Source organism: Streptomyces sp. RLA131 (assembly GCF_056270125.1).
This window is the reverse complement of record NZ_JBWDOQ010000002.1, coordinates 5,527,421-5,544,995: the sequence shown is the minus strand read 5'-3', so window position 1 is coordinate 5,544,995 and position 17,575 is coordinate 5,527,421. Positions and strand designations below refer to the sequence as shown.

At 74.4% G+C, this 17,575-nt stretch carries 14 protein-coding genes; 6 read left to right on the top strand and 8 right to left on the bottom strand.

What is annotated here, in order from left to right; genetic code table 11:
- Positions 1–30: 30 nt before the first annotated feature.
- Together RWE79_RS26265 and RWE79_RS26260 are read left to right on the top strand one after the other, a co-directional pair.
- Positions 31–2,373: an ATP-binding protein gene (locus tag RWE79_RS26265; protein WP_475942526.1), complete on the top strand. Its 2,343-nt coding sequence runs from the start codon at positions 31–33 to the stop codon at positions 2,371–2,373.
- Between the two features lie 550 nt (positions 2,374–2,923).
- Positions 2,924–4,597 (top strand): AMP-binding protein, encoded by a 1,674-nt coding sequence (locus RWE79_RS26260; protein ID WP_475942525.1) that lies wholly within the window; start codon positions 2,924–2,926, stop codon positions 4,595–4,597.
- Between the two features lie 79 nt (positions 4,598–4,676).
- Here RWE79_RS26260 and RWE79_RS26255 read toward each other — a convergent pair whose 3' ends face one another.
- The gene (locus tag RWE79_RS26255) at positions 4,677–5,633 is read right to left on the bottom strand and encodes a polyprenyl synthetase family protein (RefSeq protein WP_475942524.1); all 957 of its coding nucleotides are present in this window, start codon (positions 5,631–5,633) and stop codon (positions 4,677–4,679) included.
- 252 nt (positions 5,634–5,885) lie between these two features.
- On the opposite strand from RWE79_RS26255, the gene RWE79_RS26250 reads away from it, so the two are divergent.
- Positions 5,886–6,209 (top strand): hypothetical protein, encoded by a 324-nt coding sequence (locus RWE79_RS26250; protein WP_475942523.1) that lies wholly within the window; start codon positions 5,886–5,888, stop codon positions 6,207–6,209.
- Between the two features lie 61 nt (positions 6,210–6,270).
- Positions 6,271–7,149: a hypothetical protein gene (locus RWE79_RS26245; protein ID WP_475942522.1), complete on the top strand. Its 879-nt coding sequence runs from the start codon at positions 6,271–6,273 to the stop codon at positions 7,147–7,149.
- Between the two features lie 35 nt (positions 7,150–7,184).
- Here the strand turns inward: RWE79_RS26245 and RWE79_RS26240 are convergent, their stop codons facing one another.
- Positions 7,185–10,079 carry a helix-turn-helix transcriptional regulator gene (locus RWE79_RS26240; RefSeq protein WP_475942521.1) on the bottom strand — a complete coding sequence of 965 codons (2,895 nt, stop codon included), beginning with the start codon at positions 10,077–10,079 and terminating at the stop codon, positions 7,185–7,187.
- Between the two features lie 160 nt (positions 10,080–10,239).
- Positions 10,240–11,109, bottom strand: a complete 870-nt coding sequence (locus RWE79_RS26235) for a metallophosphoesterase family protein (RefSeq protein ID WP_475942520.1) — start codon at positions 11,107–11,109, stop codon at positions 10,240–10,242.
- Positions 11,110–11,385: 276 nt separating this feature from the next.
- Between RWE79_RS26235 and RWE79_RS26230 the strand changes: the two genes are divergently transcribed.
- The gene (locus tag RWE79_RS26230) at positions 11,386–12,111 is read left to right on the top strand and encodes a 4'-phosphopantetheinyl transferase family protein (protein ID WP_475942519.1); all 726 of its coding nucleotides are present in this window, start codon (positions 11,386–11,388) and stop codon (positions 12,109–12,111) included.
- Between the two features lie 38 nt (positions 12,112–12,149).
- Here the strand turns inward: RWE79_RS26230 and RWE79_RS26225 are convergent, their stop codons facing one another.
- The gene (locus RWE79_RS26225; RefSeq protein WP_475942518.1) at positions 12,150–12,326 is read right to left on the bottom strand and encodes a hypothetical protein; all 177 of its coding nucleotides are present in this window, start codon (positions 12,324–12,326) and stop codon (positions 12,150–12,152) included.
- Positions 12,327–12,507: 181 nt separating this feature from the next.
- Here RWE79_RS26225 and RWE79_RS26220 point away from each other — a divergent pair, with 181 nt between their 5' ends.
- The gene (locus RWE79_RS26220) at positions 12,508–13,557 is read left to right on the top strand and encodes a LuxR C-terminal-related transcriptional regulator (protein ID WP_475942517.1); all 1,050 of its coding nucleotides are present in this window, start codon (positions 12,508–12,510) and stop codon (positions 13,555–13,557) included.
- A 2-nt stretch (positions 13,558–13,559) separates the two neighbouring features.
- Here the strand turns inward: RWE79_RS26220 and RWE79_RS26215 are convergent, their stop codons facing one another.
- The 4 genes from RWE79_RS26215 to RWE79_RS26200 are packed head-to-tail and all read right to left on the bottom strand — an operon-like array spanning position 13,560 to position 17,566.
- Positions 13,560–14,411 (bottom strand): 4'-phosphopantetheinyl transferase family protein, encoded by an 852-nt coding sequence (locus RWE79_RS26215; RefSeq protein WP_475942516.1) that lies wholly within the window; start codon positions 14,409–14,411, stop codon positions 13,560–13,562.
- A complete protein-coding gene (locus RWE79_RS26210) occupies positions 14,408–14,656 on the bottom strand; it encodes a phosphopantetheine-binding protein (RefSeq protein ID WP_475942515.1) in 249 nt (82 codons plus the stop codon). Before RWE79_RS26210 ends, RWE79_RS26215 begins: the two co-directional genes overlap by 4 nt.
- Entirely contained in the window at positions 14,643–16,547 is a 1,905-nt protein-coding gene (locus RWE79_RS26205) for an HAD-IIIC family phosphatase (protein ID WP_475942514.1), read from the bottom strand. Before RWE79_RS26205 ends, RWE79_RS26210 begins: the two co-directional genes overlap by 14 nt.
- The gene (locus tag RWE79_RS26200; RefSeq protein WP_475942513.1) at positions 16,547–17,566 is read right to left on the bottom strand and encodes a 3-oxoacyl-ACP synthase III family protein; all 1,020 of its coding nucleotides are present in this window, start codon (positions 17,564–17,566) and stop codon (positions 16,547–16,549) included. The genes RWE79_RS26205 and RWE79_RS26200 overlap by 1 nt, the downstream gene beginning before the upstream one ends.
- Positions 17,567–17,575: the final 9 nt, after the last annotated feature.

The window sequence follows — 17,575 nt, the reverse complement described above, 5'->3', positions numbered from 1 at the left end:
TGACGCAATCCTGTGCACCCAGGGGGGAGCATGTCGGTATCGCAGCGGGAACGGCTTGCGGCCGCCGGGGCGGCCCTGGTCGGCCGGGAGATGGAGACCGTGGTCCTCGGCGGCCGGTTGAGGGACCCCGCCGTGCGCCTGCTGACCCTGACCGGTCCCGCCGGCGTGGGCAAGAGCCGGCTGGCGGCGGAGGTCGTGCGCTCCTGCCTCGCGGCGGACGCCGAGGGCTTCACCGACGTACGGTTCCTCGACCTGACGCAGCCCGCCTACCCCGCAGAGGCCGCCGCCGAGCTGCGCGCGCTCCGGGCCGACGGCGCCGGGGGCGGCGGGGGCGGCGGGGGCGGCGGGGGCGGCGGGGGCGGCGGGGGCGACGTGGGAACCGGCGGAACCGGGCGGACGCTGCTGGTGCTGGACGGCTGCGACCACGACGGCCGCCCGCCCGCCTCGGTCGTCGGCGCGATGCTGGACGCCGACCCCCGGCTGGTCGTACTGGCCACCGCCCTGGAGCCGCTGCGGGTGTACGGGGAGCGGCTGCTGCCGGTGGCCCCGCTCGCGGTGCCCACCGTCCCGGCCGGGACGACCGACCTGGACGAACTCCAGGAACTGCAGGACATCCCCTCGGTGGCGCTGTTCGTACGCCGGGCGCGCGACGCGGACCCGGCCTTCGCGCTCACCGCCGAGAACGCCGCCGCCGTGGCCGAGGTCTGCCTGCTGCTGGAGGGGCTGCCGCTCGCCGTGGAACTGGCCGCCGGGCGGCTGCGCCTGTTCCCCCCGCAGGTACTGCTGGCCCGGCTGCGAGGACGGACCACCATGCTGGCCGGCGGCCCGGCGGACGCACCCGAACGGCACCGCTCGCTGGCCGCCCTGGCGGAGTGGGGCTGCCGGGGCCTGGACCCGGCGCAGCGCACCCTGCTGGAGGAACTGGCGGTCTACGAGCGCGGGTTCGGGCTGTCGCTGGTCGGCCGGTCGGCCGAGGACGGGCTGGAGTCGCTGCTCGACCGCAATCTGGTCACCGTGGTCGAGGACGAGCACGGCGAGCCCCGCTTCGCCGTACCGGAGCCGATCCGCTCCTACTGCCGTACGGCCCTGGAGGACTCGGGCCGCCGGGACGCCGCGCTGGACGCCCACGCCGAGCGGTACCGGCGGCTGGTGGCCGCCGTCGAACCCCGGCTGGCCGGCACCGAACAGGAGCGCTGGCTCAAGACGCTGGCCGCCGAGGGCGCCAACGTACCGGCCGCGCTGCGCAGGCTGTACGAACGCGGGGAACGCGAGGCCGCCGCCTCGATGCTGGCCGCCTGCCGGCAGCCCTGGCTCGTCCAGGGGCGGCAGCGCGAGGGGCTCGACTGGTGCGACCGGATGGCCGAGGAGGAGAACTCCGGGCTGCCCGAACCGCTGCGGGTCCGGCTGATCGACATGTCCGGCGGGTTCGCCGCGGCGCTGGGTGACACGGAGGGCGCCGTCCAGCGGCACCGCCGCGCACTGGCCCTGTGCAAACGGCTCGGGGACCGCCGGCAGAGCGCCCTCGTCTCGGCACACCTGGGCTCGGCCCTGCTGCTGGGCGGCGACCCGCAGGCCGCGCAGGCCACGCTCGCCCCCGCGCTGGCCGCCCTGGAGTCCCTGGGCGCCGCCGGTCCCGCCGCCGAGGCCGCCACCACGCTGGCCGCCGCGCTGCGGGCCCGCGGGGACCGGCGCAAGGCCGGGGAGCTGCTGGCACGCGCCCAGGACAGCTGCCGGCGGCTGCGCGACAGCCGGGGCCTGGCCGCCGCGCTGCGCGAGACGGCGGCGCTGGCCGAGGCCGCCGACGACCTGGAGGGCGCCGACCGGGCGCTGCGCGAGGCGCTGTCCCGCTACGCCGCCATCGGCGAACGTAGCGAACTGCCCGCCGCGCTCGACGCGTTCGCGCTGCTCCTGCTGCGCACCTCCCCCGGGCAGCAGCCCCGCGTCGTACGGCTGTTCGCGGCCGCGGAGGCGCAGCGCGAGGAGCTGGGGACCCGGACCCAGGACGGCCGCCGGGCCGATGTCGAGGAGGCGCTGACCGGGCTGCGGGCCCGGCTGCACTGGACCGGCTTCGCCACCGCCCGGGCCGAGGGACGGCGCCTGACGCCACCGGCGTCCGTCGCGGAGGCCCTGGCCGCCCCCGCCCCTTCCCGGAGCACCGACCCGGCAACCGCCGAGAACCCGGAGGCGCAGCCGCTCACCCCGCGCCAGGTACAGGTGGCGATGCTGGTCGCCGAAGGCCTGACCAACCGCCAGATCGCCGGCCGGCTCGACATCTCCGAATGGACGGTGGTCAACCACGTACGCCAGGTCATGCGCCGCCTGAACTGCGCCTCCCGCGTACAGGTCGCCTGGTCCGTGGGCCGGTGGCCATGAACAGTCCCGCATCGCATCAGGACACGACCGCCGATCGCCCGGGCAGCCGGAGGCGCACGGCGCAGCCGACGGGCGAAGGTCGCCCGGCCCACCGGGCAGTGGCCATGCGCAGGCACGAGGCGCAGCCGGTGCCGCGCCCGGACGCGAGTTGCCCGGGCCGCCGGTCGGCGACCGCGAACGGGCACGCGGAGCAACGGCACGCGGCGCAGCCGCACCCGACCGGCACAGGACGCCCCGACCGCCGGGCAGTGGCCATGCGCAGGCAGGCGCACCAGCAGCCCGCAGGGCCGGTGCCGCACCCCACGGGCACAGGCCGCCCCGACATGCGCAGGCAGGCGGCGCAGCCGCAGCCCGCAGGGCCGGTGCCGCACCCCACCGGCACAGGACGCCCGGACCCCCGGACAGTGACCATGCGCAGGCGCGCGGCGCAGCCGCACCCGCAGATCACGGGCGCAGGACGCCCGGACCCCCGGGCGGCGGCCGTGTGCGGGCTCGCGGCGCGGCCGCGGCCGTGGCGGGCCGGGGCGCGGGTGCGGGTCGGGGGGTGGCTGTGAGCGGGCAGGCGGCGGAGCCGCAGGCGCAGGCGTTGCCGCGGGCGCTCTCGGGTGTGGTGCCGCCGAGGGAGGCCGCTGAGCGGTACCACGCGCACGGGTGGTGGCGTACGGAGACGTTTTTCCACGACCTGTACCGCGTCGCCGCCACCGATCCGGACCGGGCCGCTGTTGTCGCGCACCGCGCCGCGCTGGCCCCGGACCGGCGGATCACGACCTTGAGCTATGCCCAACTCGCGCTCTACGTCGACCGGTTCGCCGCCGCCCTGGCAACGCTGGGGATCACCGAGGGCGACCCCGTCGCGTATCAGCTGCCCAACTGGTGGGAGACGGCCGCCCTGACCCTGGCGTGCCTGCGCCTGGGCGCGCTCGCCGTGCCCGTCATGCCCACGGTGCGGGCGCGCGGGCTGCAGCGGATCCTGGAAGGCGTTCAGGCCAGGGTCTGCGTGGTCCCGGACGTCTGGGAGGACTTCCCGCACGCCAAGGCCCTGGCCGACCTGGCACCCCAACTGCCCTGGCTGCGGCACCGCGTGGTGATCGGTGACGCCGCGGCGACCGGCGCGCTCGACTTCGCCGCGTACTTCCAGCGCACGCCGCACGAGCGCACCGCGCCCGCCGCCCGCCGGCTGCCCCCGCGGGCCGGGCGGGCGGACCGGATCGGCCTGCTCATCACCGTGATGGGACTGGGTGACGCCTACGCCGCCGTGCTGCACACCCCCAACACGCTGTACGCCAACATCAGCGCGCAGCGCGACCCCGAGGGCCCCGGCCGGCGGCCCGGCGAGGTGTTCTACTCGCCGCTGCCGCTGACCTCGCTCGCCTCCCTGCTCTACACCGTGTGCTGGCCGCTCGCGGTCGGCGGCACCGCCGTCTACCAGGACGCCTGGGAGCCCGGCGCCTGTCTGGACCTGATGGCCGCGGCGGGCGTCAACCAGGCCTACGCCGCTCCCGTCTACTGGACGGAGGTGCTGGCCGCGCAGCGGCACCGCCCCCGCCGGCTGGACGCCCTGCGGCTCGTGCTGTCCGGCGGCCGGACCGCGACGCCGCCGCAGCTCCTCGCCGAACTCACCGACACCCTCGGTGTCCCCGTCCGCCCGCTCTGGGGCACGCCGGAGGCCGGCATGGGCACCCTGTCCGGGGTCACGCTGGCCGGCCACGAGGTCGAGGAGGCCCCCGGGACCGCGCGGCTGAGGGTGCGCGGGCCGTCCGTGTGCGTGGCCACCTGGCAGCACGGCAGCGCCTCCCCGCTGACCACCGCGGCCGACAACGGGGGCTGGTTCGACACCGGCGACGCGGCCCGTGACGGCGGCATCACCCGGGCCGGCGAACGGACCGGAAGCATCTTCATGGTGCCGGTCGCCGAGGTCGAGGAGCGGCTGCTGGACCACCCCCGGGTGCGGGAGGCGGCCGTCGTCGCCTACACCGACGACGAGCACGGCGAACTGCCGTGCGCCGTCGTCGTCCCGGCCACCGAGGCCGAACCCCCGGGCCTGGTCGAGCTGCGCGAGCACCTCGCCGCGCACTCCGTCCCCGAGGCCTTCCGGCCCACCCGCCTGGAGCTCGTCGGCTCCCTCCCCCGCGATCCGCTGGGTACGCTCCGCAAGGAGGCCCTGCGCAGCTGGCTCTCCCGGCTGCGTCCCGGTTCCCCGCGCTCGGCGCCCCCGCCGGCCTGACCCGGCCGCGCACCGGCCGGCAGCTCGCCGGGCCGCCGCTCGCCGGGCCGCCGCGCACCGGTGGCCGCGCACCGGACGGCTATTCGCTGCCGCCGACCCGTTCCGCGAACACTCCCAGCTCCGCCCGCCAGCCCGCGTCGACGGGCGCGGAGTCGGCGATGCGCACCGCGCGGGCGACGAGGTCGTGGATGAGGCGTTCGGCCATCCGCCGGGCGTCGTCCTCGAAGAGGACCTCGCGCAGCAGCTGCGCGTCCCAGTCGTCGTAACCGGGCCCGCCGTCGAGGAAGCCGCGCAGCCGCCAGGCGGCGTGCAGGGCGCGGCCGTAGTCCTCGTAGACGGGCGCGAGGTCGGGCCGTCCGGCGAGGGCGGCGCCGATGAGCAGCGGGTGGTGGAGGGCGTACCAGCCGGAGCCGCAGCCTCGGGAGCAGCCGGAGATGCAGCGGCCGGGCCAGGGGTCGTCGAGGTACTCCGACGCGGTGGCGGCCGAGGTGTGGGAGCCGATGACGCGCTCCGTCCGCAGGTCGTCCCAGAGCTGCCAGGCGTCCGCCGGCAGCCCCGCCGCGAGCCGGTCGCCGTAGGCGAGGGCGAGATCGCCGGACAGGACGGCGGTGCCCTCGCCGAAGCGGCGCGACTCGCCGCGCCAGCCGTTGCGTTCGTGCTCGGCCGCGTGGCTGACGTGCAGCGTCGGGATGCCGCGCCGCAGCGAGGCGTTGTCCCGTACGTCGCTGCGGATCAGCAGGCAGGTGTCGAGCAGTTCCAGCGCGGCGGCCGCTTCCACGGCCTCCGGTGCTTCCGGATCACCGCCGGCGGCGAGGTAGCCGGTGAGACAGATGACCGGGCGGACCCGGTCACCGCCGGCCCGTACGAGTTCGGCGATGCCGCCGACGAGCGTCGCGGCCCGTGGGTCGACGGCCCGCCAGCGGCGGTGCTCGTCGGCCACGAGGCGGTGCAGTCGCTCCTCGACCCGGTCGAGCATGCTGTCAAGGATCTGTTCCGGCGCTGCCGCCGTGGTCCGCGGCTGGGGGTGCGTCGTCATGGGGTGCCTCCCCTGAGTGGGCTTCGGCCTCATGACCGACCCTCCCGCCGGGCGGCGGCCCCGTCCACGGACGGCGGGCCCCGCCGCTCCGTTACGCCCCCGACGGCGGCCGGGACGCCCGTTGTCTGCCATGGTCCGCGCCCGGTCCGGGGCACCTTGCCATGCGCTTGCCATACAGCCCGGAATTTAGCGCGGTGCCCCTTCATGGTGGTGCTGCTCGGAGTGAGCAGACACCAGTTGCAGGAGGCCCCGATGAGCGACAGCGTGAACTCCACGACCGGCACCGGCACCAGCGGCGAAGGCATCTCCGGCACGACCACGGGTGTGACCGGCGAGACCACCGGTACGACCGGTACGACCGGAGTGACCGGCGGCGGCACCGGCGGCACCGGCACCCCGCGTCTGCAGAGCGTCACCCAGGCCGACCTCGCCCAGGTCCTGGAGGACGTCAGCACGGACGGCGGCACCACCGGGGCCACCGGCAGCACCGGAACCAAGGGCACCAAGGGCACGACCGGCGTCACCGGCGGCACCACCGGCTCGGGCTCCACCGGTTCCGGCCCCGCCTCCGCCTGACGGCCGCGGGGTGGGGCTGCCTCCCTCGCCCCACCCCGCCGCACAACTCCCGGGAGCAGCCGTGGGCTCGGTGATCCTGGAGCACGACATGACCCTTCCCGGCGATCCGGTCGCCGTCGCCGCCTACCGGGACCAGCGCCGCCGGCTCCAGAAGGAGGCGGTGCTCGGCCGTGGCGAGCTGATCACCGGCCTGCTCGCCGGCCGCCGGGCGGCCCTCGCCGCCCTGAGCGGTCTTCGGTGGCTGCGCCGGCTCTCCGACGCGACCGCCCGCCAGACCCGCCAGGTGATGGCCCGCCCCGAGTACGCGGCGGTGCTGCCGCTGCGCCGCGAGATGCTGACGCACCTGGCCGAACTGCCGCTGCCCATCCCCGCGGACAGTGTCATCCTCACCCACCCCACGCATGCGCCCGCCGCCGAGATCCTGCCCGGCCTGCCGGAGCTGCGGGGCCGCCGTGACGACGTCCGGCGGATCCTGGCCGAGTCCTCGCTCCAGGAGGCCGGCGTCCCGTTCCGTACGGTGGACGACCGGCACGGACGGCCGGTCATCCTGGGCCAGGACGGCCCCACGGTCGAGGCGCTGGCCGGGGTGGCCCACGAGCTGGGCCACTGCCTCTTCGAACGCAGCCGCCCGCCCCGCACCGTACAGGCGCAGTTCGCCTCCGAACGGCTGGCGCACCACTTCGAGGAACGGCTGGTGGCCGGCTATCTGCGGGAGCGCGGCAGCCCCGAGGAGTGCCAGGAGTGGTGGGCGTACCAGCGGCGGGTCGACGCGATGAACCTGTACGCCTTCCGGCTGGAGCGGTCGCTGATGTACGCGGGCGCGGAACCGGTGGAGGAGCTGATGCCGGAGCCGGCGACGGCCTTCCGCGAGTCGCTGTTCATCCTGCCGGGCCACCAGGTGGTGTACGCCCGCGCCTCGCTGGCCCGGCTGCGCGGCTGACCTCCGGTTCGGGCCGCCCGGGCTGATCACGCCGCTCAGACGAACTCACCGGCACCGATCGACAGATCCATCGGCAGGTCCTGCCGCCGGGTGATGTTCAGCTTCCGGTAGACGCGGGTGAGGTGCTGCTCGACCGTGCTGACGGTGATGAAGAGCTTGACGGCGATCTCCCGGTTGGTGTGTCCGTGGACGGCCAGCATGGCCACCCGCCGCTCCGACTCGCTGAGCCTGGAGGCCAGTTCGGCGGGGACAGGTGTGTGGGCGCCCCCGGCGTCCGGGGCGGCCTCGACGCTCTGGCCGGGGAGGATACGTTCGCGCAGCGCCTCGGCGCCGCACTCCTGGGCCAGGTGCCAGGCCCTGCGGTTGACCATGTTGGCCCGGGCCGGCTCGCCGCTGTCGCCCAGCGCCCACCCGAAGTCGGCCATGGCGCGGGCGAGTTCGAACCGGTCCCCGGATCTGCGCAGCCCGTCGACGGCCTTGGCCAGCAGGGCCTGCCGTTCCTTGGGCTCGCGCAGTTCGGCCCGTACGCGCAGGGAGATGCCGTACACCCAGGGGCTCGCGGCGTCGCGGGAGGCGAGCTGATCTGCGATGAATCGTTCCGCCTGACGGGTCTCGCCGAGCCGCAGCAGGGCCTCGGCGGCGTCCGTGCGCCACGGCAGCAGCAGCGGACGGTCCAGGCCCCAGCGCTTCATCAGCCGGCCGATGTCCAGGAAGTCGCCGAGCGCGGCGTGGTAGCGGGTGGTCGCCATGTGGTACTGCCCCCGGGCCCGCAGATAGCCCAGGCCGTGCACGGTGCCGGTGAGCTGCTCGGGGACCGGGCGGCTCAGCTCGGCGGCCGCCGCCTCGGGCCGTCCCATGGCGGTGCGGGCCCTGATGAGGGTGCCGGCGACGCCGCCGAGCAGCACGCTCCCGCCACGTTCGGGCACCGCGTCCAGGGCGGCGGCGGCCCGGGACTCGGCGCCGGTGAGGTCGCCCTGCCGCAGCAGCGCCTCGGCGTACAGCCCGCCGAACACGGCCCGCCAGCCGGGGGCCGACCGCCGGGCCGCCTCCTCGGTGAAGGCCTCGCACCACGGCAGCGCCCGCTGCGGGCCGCCGAGGTGGAGCAGGATCCGTACCGCCTGTACGACGGGCTCCAGCGTGCCGTCGGAGAGGGTGGTGCCGCGCAGGAAGCGCTCGGCGGCGCCGGTCGCGGCGCCGTTCTCGGTGCCGTCGGGCAGGGCCCAGAAGGCCGCCGGGTGACGGGTGTCGGAGGGTGTGGAGTGCTCGGGGACGCCGCGGGCCGCCAGGTGCGGCGGGGGCGACTGACGGGGGATGCCGCCGTGCCGGGCCAGGGCGCCCGGCCGGGGCCGTACGACCGGCTCCTGGGTGGTCGCGGTGGCCGTGGCCGTACCGGCCTGGGCGGCGGCCCGGCCGTCGCCCCAGCCGATGGACGGGAACGCCGACAGGCCGTCCATCGGGTCCAGGGCCGGGGCGTCGCCCCAGCCGGGCCGGCCCTCCGGGGCATGCGGGGCGGGGGCCGTGGCGGTGAGCCGGTCGAGCACCTCGCCGGCCTCGTCGATCCGGCCCTGGGCCATCAGCAGCCGGGCCAGCGGGGCCAGTCGGCGCGGCGGGAGCCGGTCGGCGCGGGCGGCGGCCAGCGGCTCGGCGAGGTGGCCCTCGGCGGCGGCCGGGCTGGTGCGCCGGGCGACGGCCGACTGCCGGATCCGCAGGGCGGCCCGCTGGTCCTCGTCCGGGGCGGCCTCGTGGGCCAGTTCCAGGCAGGCGGCGGCGCGGGCGGCGTCGCCGTCGGCGAGCAGCAGTTCGGCGGCGGCGCGCAGCACGGGCAGCGCCCATTCCTCGGCGGTGTGCCGGGTGGCGAGCAGCTGTCCGGCGACGGCCGGGGCCGGGGCTCCGGCGCGGTGGGCCAGCCGGGCGGCGCGGCGGTGCAGGTCCAGTCGGGCGTCGGGAGCCATCCGGTCCAGTACCGCGTGCCGGGCGGCCGGGTGGCGGAAGCGGGCGCCGTCCAGCAGCCCCGCCTCGCCCAGGGCGGCGATGCCCCGGGCGGTGGTGGCGACCGGCATCCCCAGCAGGCGGGCGGCGAGTTCGGCGGTGTCCTCGGCCGCGCCGCGCAGGCCGTCGAGCGCGGCGAGGCCCTCGGCCAGGGCGGTGGTCTCGGGTCCGCAGCGGTACAGGCAGGCGAGTACGGCCTGCGCGTACGCGCCGCCGGCCTGGGGCTCGGGGTCCTCGGCGAGGGCGCGCAGCAGCAGGGGGTTGCCCCCGCTGACGGCGTAGCAGCGGTCGGTCTCGGACCGGCTGTGTCCGGCGAGCAGTTCGGCGACCGCGCCGCGGGTCAGGCGCCGGAGTCCGATGCGTACGAACTCCGGGCGGCGCAGCAGTTCGGTGCCGAAGTGCGGGTCGTCGCGGCGTTCGTGGACGGATTCGGCGAGTACCAGCAGGATCCGCGCCGGACGGGCGTGGCGGGCCAGGTGCAGCAGGTAGCGGCCCGACAGCTCGTCGGCGTGGTGCATGTCGTCGACACAGATCAGCACCGGCGCGGTGGTGCTCAGTTCGCGGACGGCGGCGCAGAAGGCCTGCATGGCCTCGACCCGCTCCGGGTCTCCGGCGTCCTGCCCTCCGGACTGCCCGCCGGACTGCGGACCGGACTGCGGACCGGGCTGCGTGCGGGGCAGCAGGCCGGGGCCGGCCGCCGGGGCACTCCTGGCGAGCTGGCCGAGTACGCCGAGCGGAAGGTCCCGCTCGGCGGTGGTGCCGATCGCCCGCAGCACCACCGCCCCGCGCCGCGCGGCGCGTTCGGCGACGGTGTCGGTGAGTTCGCTCTTGCCGCAGCCGACCGCGCCCGCGACGAGCACGATTCCGGCTGTTCCGGCAATGCAGTCGTTGAGTGCGGATTCCAATTGAGAGAGTTCTGCGGCACGATCGACCAGCACCATGATGTTCCCCCCACAACCCCGTGCTTTCTCGGCCGCACGCCAATTCCCCCGGCGGCGGAACGGGAAATGGCCAATGGAATTCATTGACCAATGACCAGTGTAGGAAGAATCCGGGCGCGGTGAACCCGCCGCACGATGGCCGCAAGTTGCACGGCAGCAATTACCGGGGCGGCACCGAGTCCGCCGGCCCCGCCGGGAGCGGTTCGGGGAAGATCGGGCGGGGCACGTCACGGGGGTGTCCGGGCCGCCGCCACTCCCTCGGGTAGCCGACCGACACCTCCTCGAACCGCACACCGTCATACCAGGTGGTACGGGGGATGTGCAGGTGTCCGTACACCACGGCGGCGGCCCGGTAGCGCAGATGCCAGTCGGCGGTGAGCTCGGTGCCGCACCATTGGGCGAACTCCGGATATCGGAGGATTTTGGTGGGCTGCCGAACCAGCGGGAAGTGGTTGACCAGCACCGTGCCCAGTTCGGGATCGCAGGCTTCCAGGCGTCGCCGCGTTTCGGCCACCCTCGCCCGACACCAGGCGTCACGACTCGGATACGGATCGGGATGGAGCAGGAATTCGTCGGTACATACGACGCCGGCCTCGTGGGCCTGCGCGAGGGCCTCTTCCTTGGTGGCCGCCGTGGGGGTGCGGAAGGTGTAGTCGTACAAGAGGAACAGCGGCACGACAACCAGCGGGCCACCCGGCCCCGACCAGACCGGATACGGGTCCTCGGGGGTGTGGACGCCGAGGGAGCGGCAGAGCTCGACGAGGCGTCGGTACCGGGCCTCGCCGCGCAGCTGGACCGGGTCCTGGTGCATGGTCCACAGGTCGTGGTTGCCGGGCACCCAGACCACGTGGGCCCAGCGCCGGCTCAGCAGGTCGAGTGCCCACTCGACGTCGGCGAGGAGCTCACCCACGTCCCCGGCGACAATCAGCCAGTCCGCCGGGCTGTCCGGTCGCAGCTCCTCGACGATCCGCCGGTTCTCCGGATACGCGACGTGCAGGTCGCTGATACCCATGAGCTTTCCGTGAGGCATCCCGTGATCGTAGACCCGTGAGGTGACCGGCATCACCCCTAGGTGACCCCTTGGCAAGGGGATGACAAGGCATGGCAGACCGGCCGCAAGGCACCGGCAGACGGCGTCGGGCGGGCGGCGCGGATGGCAGGGGGCAGGGAGAAAACCCGGGGTGGCGGCCCCGGTCGGGCGTCACGGACCCGCCGTTCCTGGTCCGTGGCGGGCCCCGGCGGGAGCGTGGGAATCGCCCGCCGAACTCTCCGGCCGGGCCCACCGAACGGAACGGGGAACACTGCGATGCTCACCAAGCTGCTGCCGGCCCAGGTCGTCGCGATCGAGGCCACCACCGACCCGGCGGACATCACGCTCTTCCCCGAGGAGGAGCGGCAGATCCGCAACGCGGTGGCCAAGCGGCGTGACGAGTTCACCACCGTCCGCTGGTGCGCACGGCGGGCGATGGCCGCGATGGGGCTGCCCGAGGCGCCCGTGCTGCCCGGCCGCCGGGGCGCCCCGCAGTGGGCCCCCTCGGTGGTCGGGAGCATGACGCACTGCGCCGGCTACCGGGCCGCGGCGCTGGCCCGCACCTCGGACATCTCCTCGATCGGTATCGACGCCGAGCCCAACGAGCGGCTGCCGGAAGGGGTGCTGGAGACGATCGGGCTTCCGCAGGAGGTCCGCTGGGTGCGGCACTACCTGCGGGCGATGCCGGCGGTGGCCTGGGACCGGCTGCTGTTCAGCATGAAGGAGTCGGTCTACAAGACCTGGTTCCCGCACACCGGACGGGAACTGGGCTTCGAGGACGCCCTGATCACGGTGGACCCGGCGCTGGGCACGTTCCACGCCCGGCTGCTGCTGGGCCCCGCCGAGCGGATGGAGGGCGACCCGCGGTCGTTCACCGGCCGCTGGTCGGCCGAACAGTCGGTCCTGGTCAGCGCGATCGCGGTACCGGCCGTCGGCGCGCGGCGCACCGTGGCCGCACAGCAGGACGCCCCCCACGAGAATCTCGTGGGGAGCGCCGTCTAGCTGTTCACGCGGTCGTGGTCAGCGCCGCGGGCCCGCCATCACCACTGATCGTCGTCCCCGTGCACGCCGAAGGAGTGACCGGCCTGGGTGGACGCCCCCACGCCCGACAGGACCGACCCCGCCTGCACCGCGGTGACCGCGGCCAGACCGGCGAGCAGGATACCGGCGAGTGCACTACGGACGGCGTTACGGTACTGGCTTGCCGAAATCCTCATGATTTCCCCCACATGAGATCGGACTGACTATGGATACTTCCTGAGTTGCTCGCCGCCCTTTGATGTCCTCCGCATCGCCGGGCGATGTGAACACCCTGCCTGGTATCGAACATCCGACCCAAGAGGGCCGCGTTGGCGTAAAGTTGCATGGCAGCAACTTCACCGGAGCGGGGGGATCTTTATGGCGGGCGGAATTCCCGATTCCGATCCAGGTTTCGCCGAGCTCGACGACATCAGTGCCGCGGCCTACGGACAGGCGGTCGAGTTAGGGCGCTTCGCGCGCGAGGAGATCACGCGCCGGCTCTCCCTCTGCCCCGAGGACGTCGACCGGGTCGAGCAGGTGCTGCGCCGGCTGCGTCTGCTCCAGCCGATGCCGGGCCGACCCGACATCCTGGTCCCGGTGGGCCCCGACGTCGCCGCCGCCGAACTGGTGGGAGCGGCCGAGCGGCAGATCCGCGACCTGCAGAGCGCCGTCACCGACGTCCGGGGCAAGCTGCTGTCGCTGACTCCCCTGTACTTCGAGGGCCGCCGGCTGCGGAACCGCCTGGAGGCCTTCGACATCATCACCGACGCCTCCCGGGTCCAGCCGATGCTGGACCACCTCACCCAGACCTGCGTCCACGAGCTGTACACGGTGCAGCCCGGCGGCGCCCGGCCGCCCGAGAAGCTCGCGGCGGCCCGGCAGTCGGCGCTGAGCACCCTGGAGCGCGGGGTGCGCATCCGTACGATCTACCAGCACACCGCCCGCAGCGATCTGGCCACCCGGTCCTATGTGCGCGAGGTCTCCGAGCGGGGCGCGGAGATCCGCACCGCCGACGAACTGATCGACCGTCTGATCATCTACGACCGCGAGACGGTCTTCCTGCCCGAGCACCCCAGTTCGAGGGACCCGCAGCGGGAGCTGCCGGGGGCGGCGATCGTGCGCGAGCCCACCCTGGTCGCCTTTCTGTGCGCCGTCTTCGAGCATCTGTGGGAGGGCGCGACCCCGTTCGTCGTCGAGGACTCACAGCGGGCGCCCGCGACCACCGACGACCTCAAGCAGTCGATCATCCGGCTGATGGCCAAGGGCTACAAGGACGAGATGGTGGCCCGCCGGCTCGGCATGTCGGTGCGCACCTGCCGTCGTCACATAGCCGAGATCACCGAGGAACTGGAGGCCACCAGCCGCTTCCAGGCCGGTTTCAACGTGGCCACGTCCGGCATGCTCGACGAGTACCGCAACAGCACGTGACCTCACCCGGCCTCGGTGTCCAGCGCCCCGGTGATCGCCTCCACGGCGTCCTCGTCCAGCATCGTGGTGATGTCGGTGTCCAGCACCGGCCCGAAGCCCGCGTCGTAGACGGCGGCGCTGACGCAGTAACCGCTGTCCAGCAGGAAGGTGCGGAAGGCCCACTCGGCGCCCGTGCCGGTCGTGCCGTCCGGCCGCTGTACCCGTACCGGCTTTCCGTCCGGCCCGAAGCCGAACTCGGTGAAACGGAACTGCATGCCCTGCCCGATCGCCTTGCTGTACGCCTCCTTCAGCGTCCACAGCCGGACCAGGCTGGCGTTGCGCTCCGCCTCCGGCAGCCCGGCGAGCGTCACCAGCTCGTAGGGCGTACAGACATGCCGGCCCAGGCCGGTGCCGTACATCTCGCGGTCGGTGCGCTCGGCGTCCACCCCGATCAGGCCCCGGGTGGTGAGCCCCACCAGCAGCAGTTCGTCGGTGTGGCTGAGGCTGATGTCGATCTGGTCGCAGCCCCGCAGATACGGGCGGCCGGTGGGCCCGTAGGCCAGCTCCATGCCGTCCGGGTCGCCGCGCAGCACCGCGCCCGCCGCGTACTTCAGCAGGACCCGCGAGGCGGCGTACCGGCTGCGCACATCGGGGTGGGCCAGGTCGAGATAGCGGCGCCAGTCACGGCCGAGCAGGGTGCGCAGGCCGTCCCCGTCGGGCAGTTCGGGCTTGAGGTCGTCCAGCCGGGCGTAGACCAGCGCGGTGCCGTAGGTGGCGAGGTCCTTGCGCACTCTTTCCCAGGCGGCGCCCCGGGGGGCCACCTCGACGGGCAGGCCGAGAGGCGGTCCGAGAGTGGAGTTCCCGGGGGCCGTCATCGATGTCCCTCCACAACCGCATAGATCTCCTTGAGGCTGCGGGCCTCCAGAATCCGGCCGACCGGCATCCGCCGGCCGGTCCGCTGTTCCAGGATCGTCACCAGACGCAAAAGGTTCACCGAGTCCCAGTCCGGGAGTTCGGCGAGGTCGGCGAACGCGTCCCCCGGTCCGGCGATCTCCATTCCGAGATCGTCGCGGACCAGCCGCAGAAAGCCCTCCAGGCTTTCGAGGCTATCGAGACCCATCGCAGATCCTCCCCAGCGCAGCGGTGTCCATTCGTACGTGCGGCGGTATGGCCGGGATCGTCCGGAGGTCGTGCCGGAAGGCCGCTCCCGACGCGTCGCGGTCGGTCTCGGTGAAGCCGAGCAGGGGGTAGAAGTCCCGGGCCCGTCCGTTCCGGGGCGTCCGGGCGAACCGGGCGCGCACAGCGGGCAGCGCGCGGTCACGGGAGTGCTCCAGGACGGCCGACAGGCAGGCCTGTTCGATGCCCCGGCCCAGCACGCGGCAGCTCAGCCACATGTTGTCCAGGTGCAGTCCGTCCGCCGCGTAATGGCCGAGAACCGCCCCGACCAGGCCGTTGTCCCCGAAGCGGTCGGCGCTGCGGACGGCCAGCAGCAGCCGGCCCGCGTCGCCCGCCCGGGCGATCACCTCGTCCTGGCGCAGCCGCAGCCCGGTGAGGTTGAACTGGTTGGTGCGCTGGGTGAGTTGCGCCAGCCGGGCGTACTCGTGGCCGTGCGGTGGACCGAGTTCGACGCGGATCCGCAGGCCGCTCAGGAAGTCCTCGTACGATCCGGCGCGTTCGCGCAGCGCCCGCCGGCCGCCCTCGGCCCGGTACCGGCCGGGCCGGGCGCGGTCCTCGTCGGTCAGCCGGGGGGTGTCGAACCAGCCGTCCCGCAGCAGCCGCGTCACATGCAGCGCGGGCTCCTCGTCCAGCGGCACCACGGCCACCTGTGGCGCCCCGTCGCGCACCTCGGCCCGCTCGGCGGGCGAGTCGTCGGCGAAGACCAGCGCGTCGGCGCCCAGGCCGAGGTGGCGGGCGATGTCCGTCAGATTGCCGGCCTTGGGGAGCCAGTTGGCGCTGATCGTCACGAAATCCGCCTCGCGCAGCACCATGTCGGGATGCCCGCGCAGCACGCGCAGGACCTGGCTCTCGTCGTTCTTGCTGCTCACGGCGAGCAGCACGCCCTGCGAGCCGAGCTGCTTGACGCACCGCTGGAAGGCGCCGTACGCCTCGCCGCGCAGCGTCCCGGCCGCGGCGATGCCGTCGGGGCCGTCCTCGTCCAGGACGCCGTCCCACAGGGTGTTGTCCAGGTCCAGTACGAGGGCCTTGCGGACCCGCCCGCGCAGCGCCCGCGCCAGATGGCCGGCCTCACGGGCGTAGGCCGCCAGCAGCGGCGCCGACAGCTGCTCCTTGGCGTACGTCGCCATCCGGGGGTCCATGGCGGGGCCGCCGTCCGCGATCAGCGGGTCCAGGTCGATCACGACCAGGCCCGGGTGGCGTTCGCCGAGCCGCAGCAGCCGGGCGTTGAACTCCCGCCACCGGGCGCCCAGGGCGGCCCGGGAGCGGTGGTCGATCAGCTGATGGCTGTAACGGCTGGGCAGCGGAAGGGTGTTGAGGACCAGCAGGCCGTGCGCGAAGCCCGCCGCCAGCCCGTCCAGGCGGTCCAGGACGCGTTCGGCGGCCGCCTCCACGTCGGCCGGCCGCCACGGTACGGGCACCTCGCAGAAGACGGTCTCGGCGTCCAGCAGGCACAGCGTGAGGTCCGGCGGGGTGTCCCCGAAGGCCGCCGCGGGTTCGGCGAGGTCCCGGACCCAGGTCCCGTGGTCGCCCGCCAGCGCGCGCAGCAGCATGCCGTGCCGGGCGAGTTCGGCGGTCAGCGGGTCGAGGAGACGGCCGACGGTGGACTGGCCGGTGACGGCCACGGTGACCACCGGGGTGTCCGGATGGTGGGCCAGTACGGCGCCGGGGTCCAGGGCGGCCAGCAGACGGCCGGCCCGGACCAGGTCGTCGTCGCCGAGCGCCTCGTCGCAGAGCAGGGCCGCGAGCCGGTCGTACGTCTTCTCCAGCAGTCCCTGAGCGCGCAGTTCGCGCAGCCGGTCCAGGCCGCCGCCACCGGTCATCGCCGTCACCGTCATCAGATCTTCTCCAGAGCGAACCCGGTCTTGATCCACTTGCTGGACTCCACGGTCAGGGCGAGCGCCCGCTGCCCGGCCCGCATCCGCGGCAGCAGCCGGTGGAGCTGCAGGAAGGGCAGGGCGTTGCCGGTGTTGCCGGTGTCGACGACGCAGGAGACCTCCTGGGCGCCCGGCACCGGCAGCAGGTCCACGATGCGCGCGGTCATCCGCCCGGAGAGCTGGGGCGGCAGCAGGTAGTCGACGTCGTCCGCGGTCCAGCCGAGCAGGCCGAGCAGATCCCACAGGATCTCGACGGCCATCGGCGGGACACTCGCCTCGATCGCCTTGTAGTCCTCGGAGAGCATCTGCCGCTCGTGGTCGCGGTCGCTGACCCCGTACCAGTCGACGGTCTGCCCCGGCGGGCGGCCCAGTCCGGTGAACTGGTTGACGATCCCGCGCAGCGCCACCGCCTCCCCGGTGGGCTCGGCGGTGAGCACGACCGCGCCGGCGCCGTCGCCGAAGAGCACGTAGTTGACCAGCTCCTCGGCGGGCATCCGGCTCGGGTCGCGGCGGACGTCGAGATGCCGGTGGGTGACGTCGCCGCCGATGACCAGCCCGGCCCTGCTGCCGGCGCCGATCAGGGCCCGGCCCAGGTCGAGGGCCTGCACGGCCCCGGCGCAGCCGGCCTGCAACTGGTGGACGGCCAGGTAGTTCAGGCCCAGGCGGTCGGCCACCTGGGCGGCGGTGGTGGGCAGAAGGGTGTCGGGGGTGGCGGTGGCCAGCACCAGGAACTCGATGTCGGCGGGGCCGAGACCGGCGGCGTCCAGGGCCTGTTTCGCCGCCTCCGCGCACAGGTCGGTCAGCGTCGTACGCACCTGCCCGGTGCCCAGGTCCCAGCCGAAGTACCTGGTCCTGGTACCGACGAAGATGTCGATCCACTCGCTGCTCACCCCGAGGAGCTTCCCGAGGGTGACGTTGTCCACCGGTTCGCCCGGCAGTGCGGTGCCGGTCGAGGCGAGATACGCCGTAGTGCGGGCCATACGGTCCGT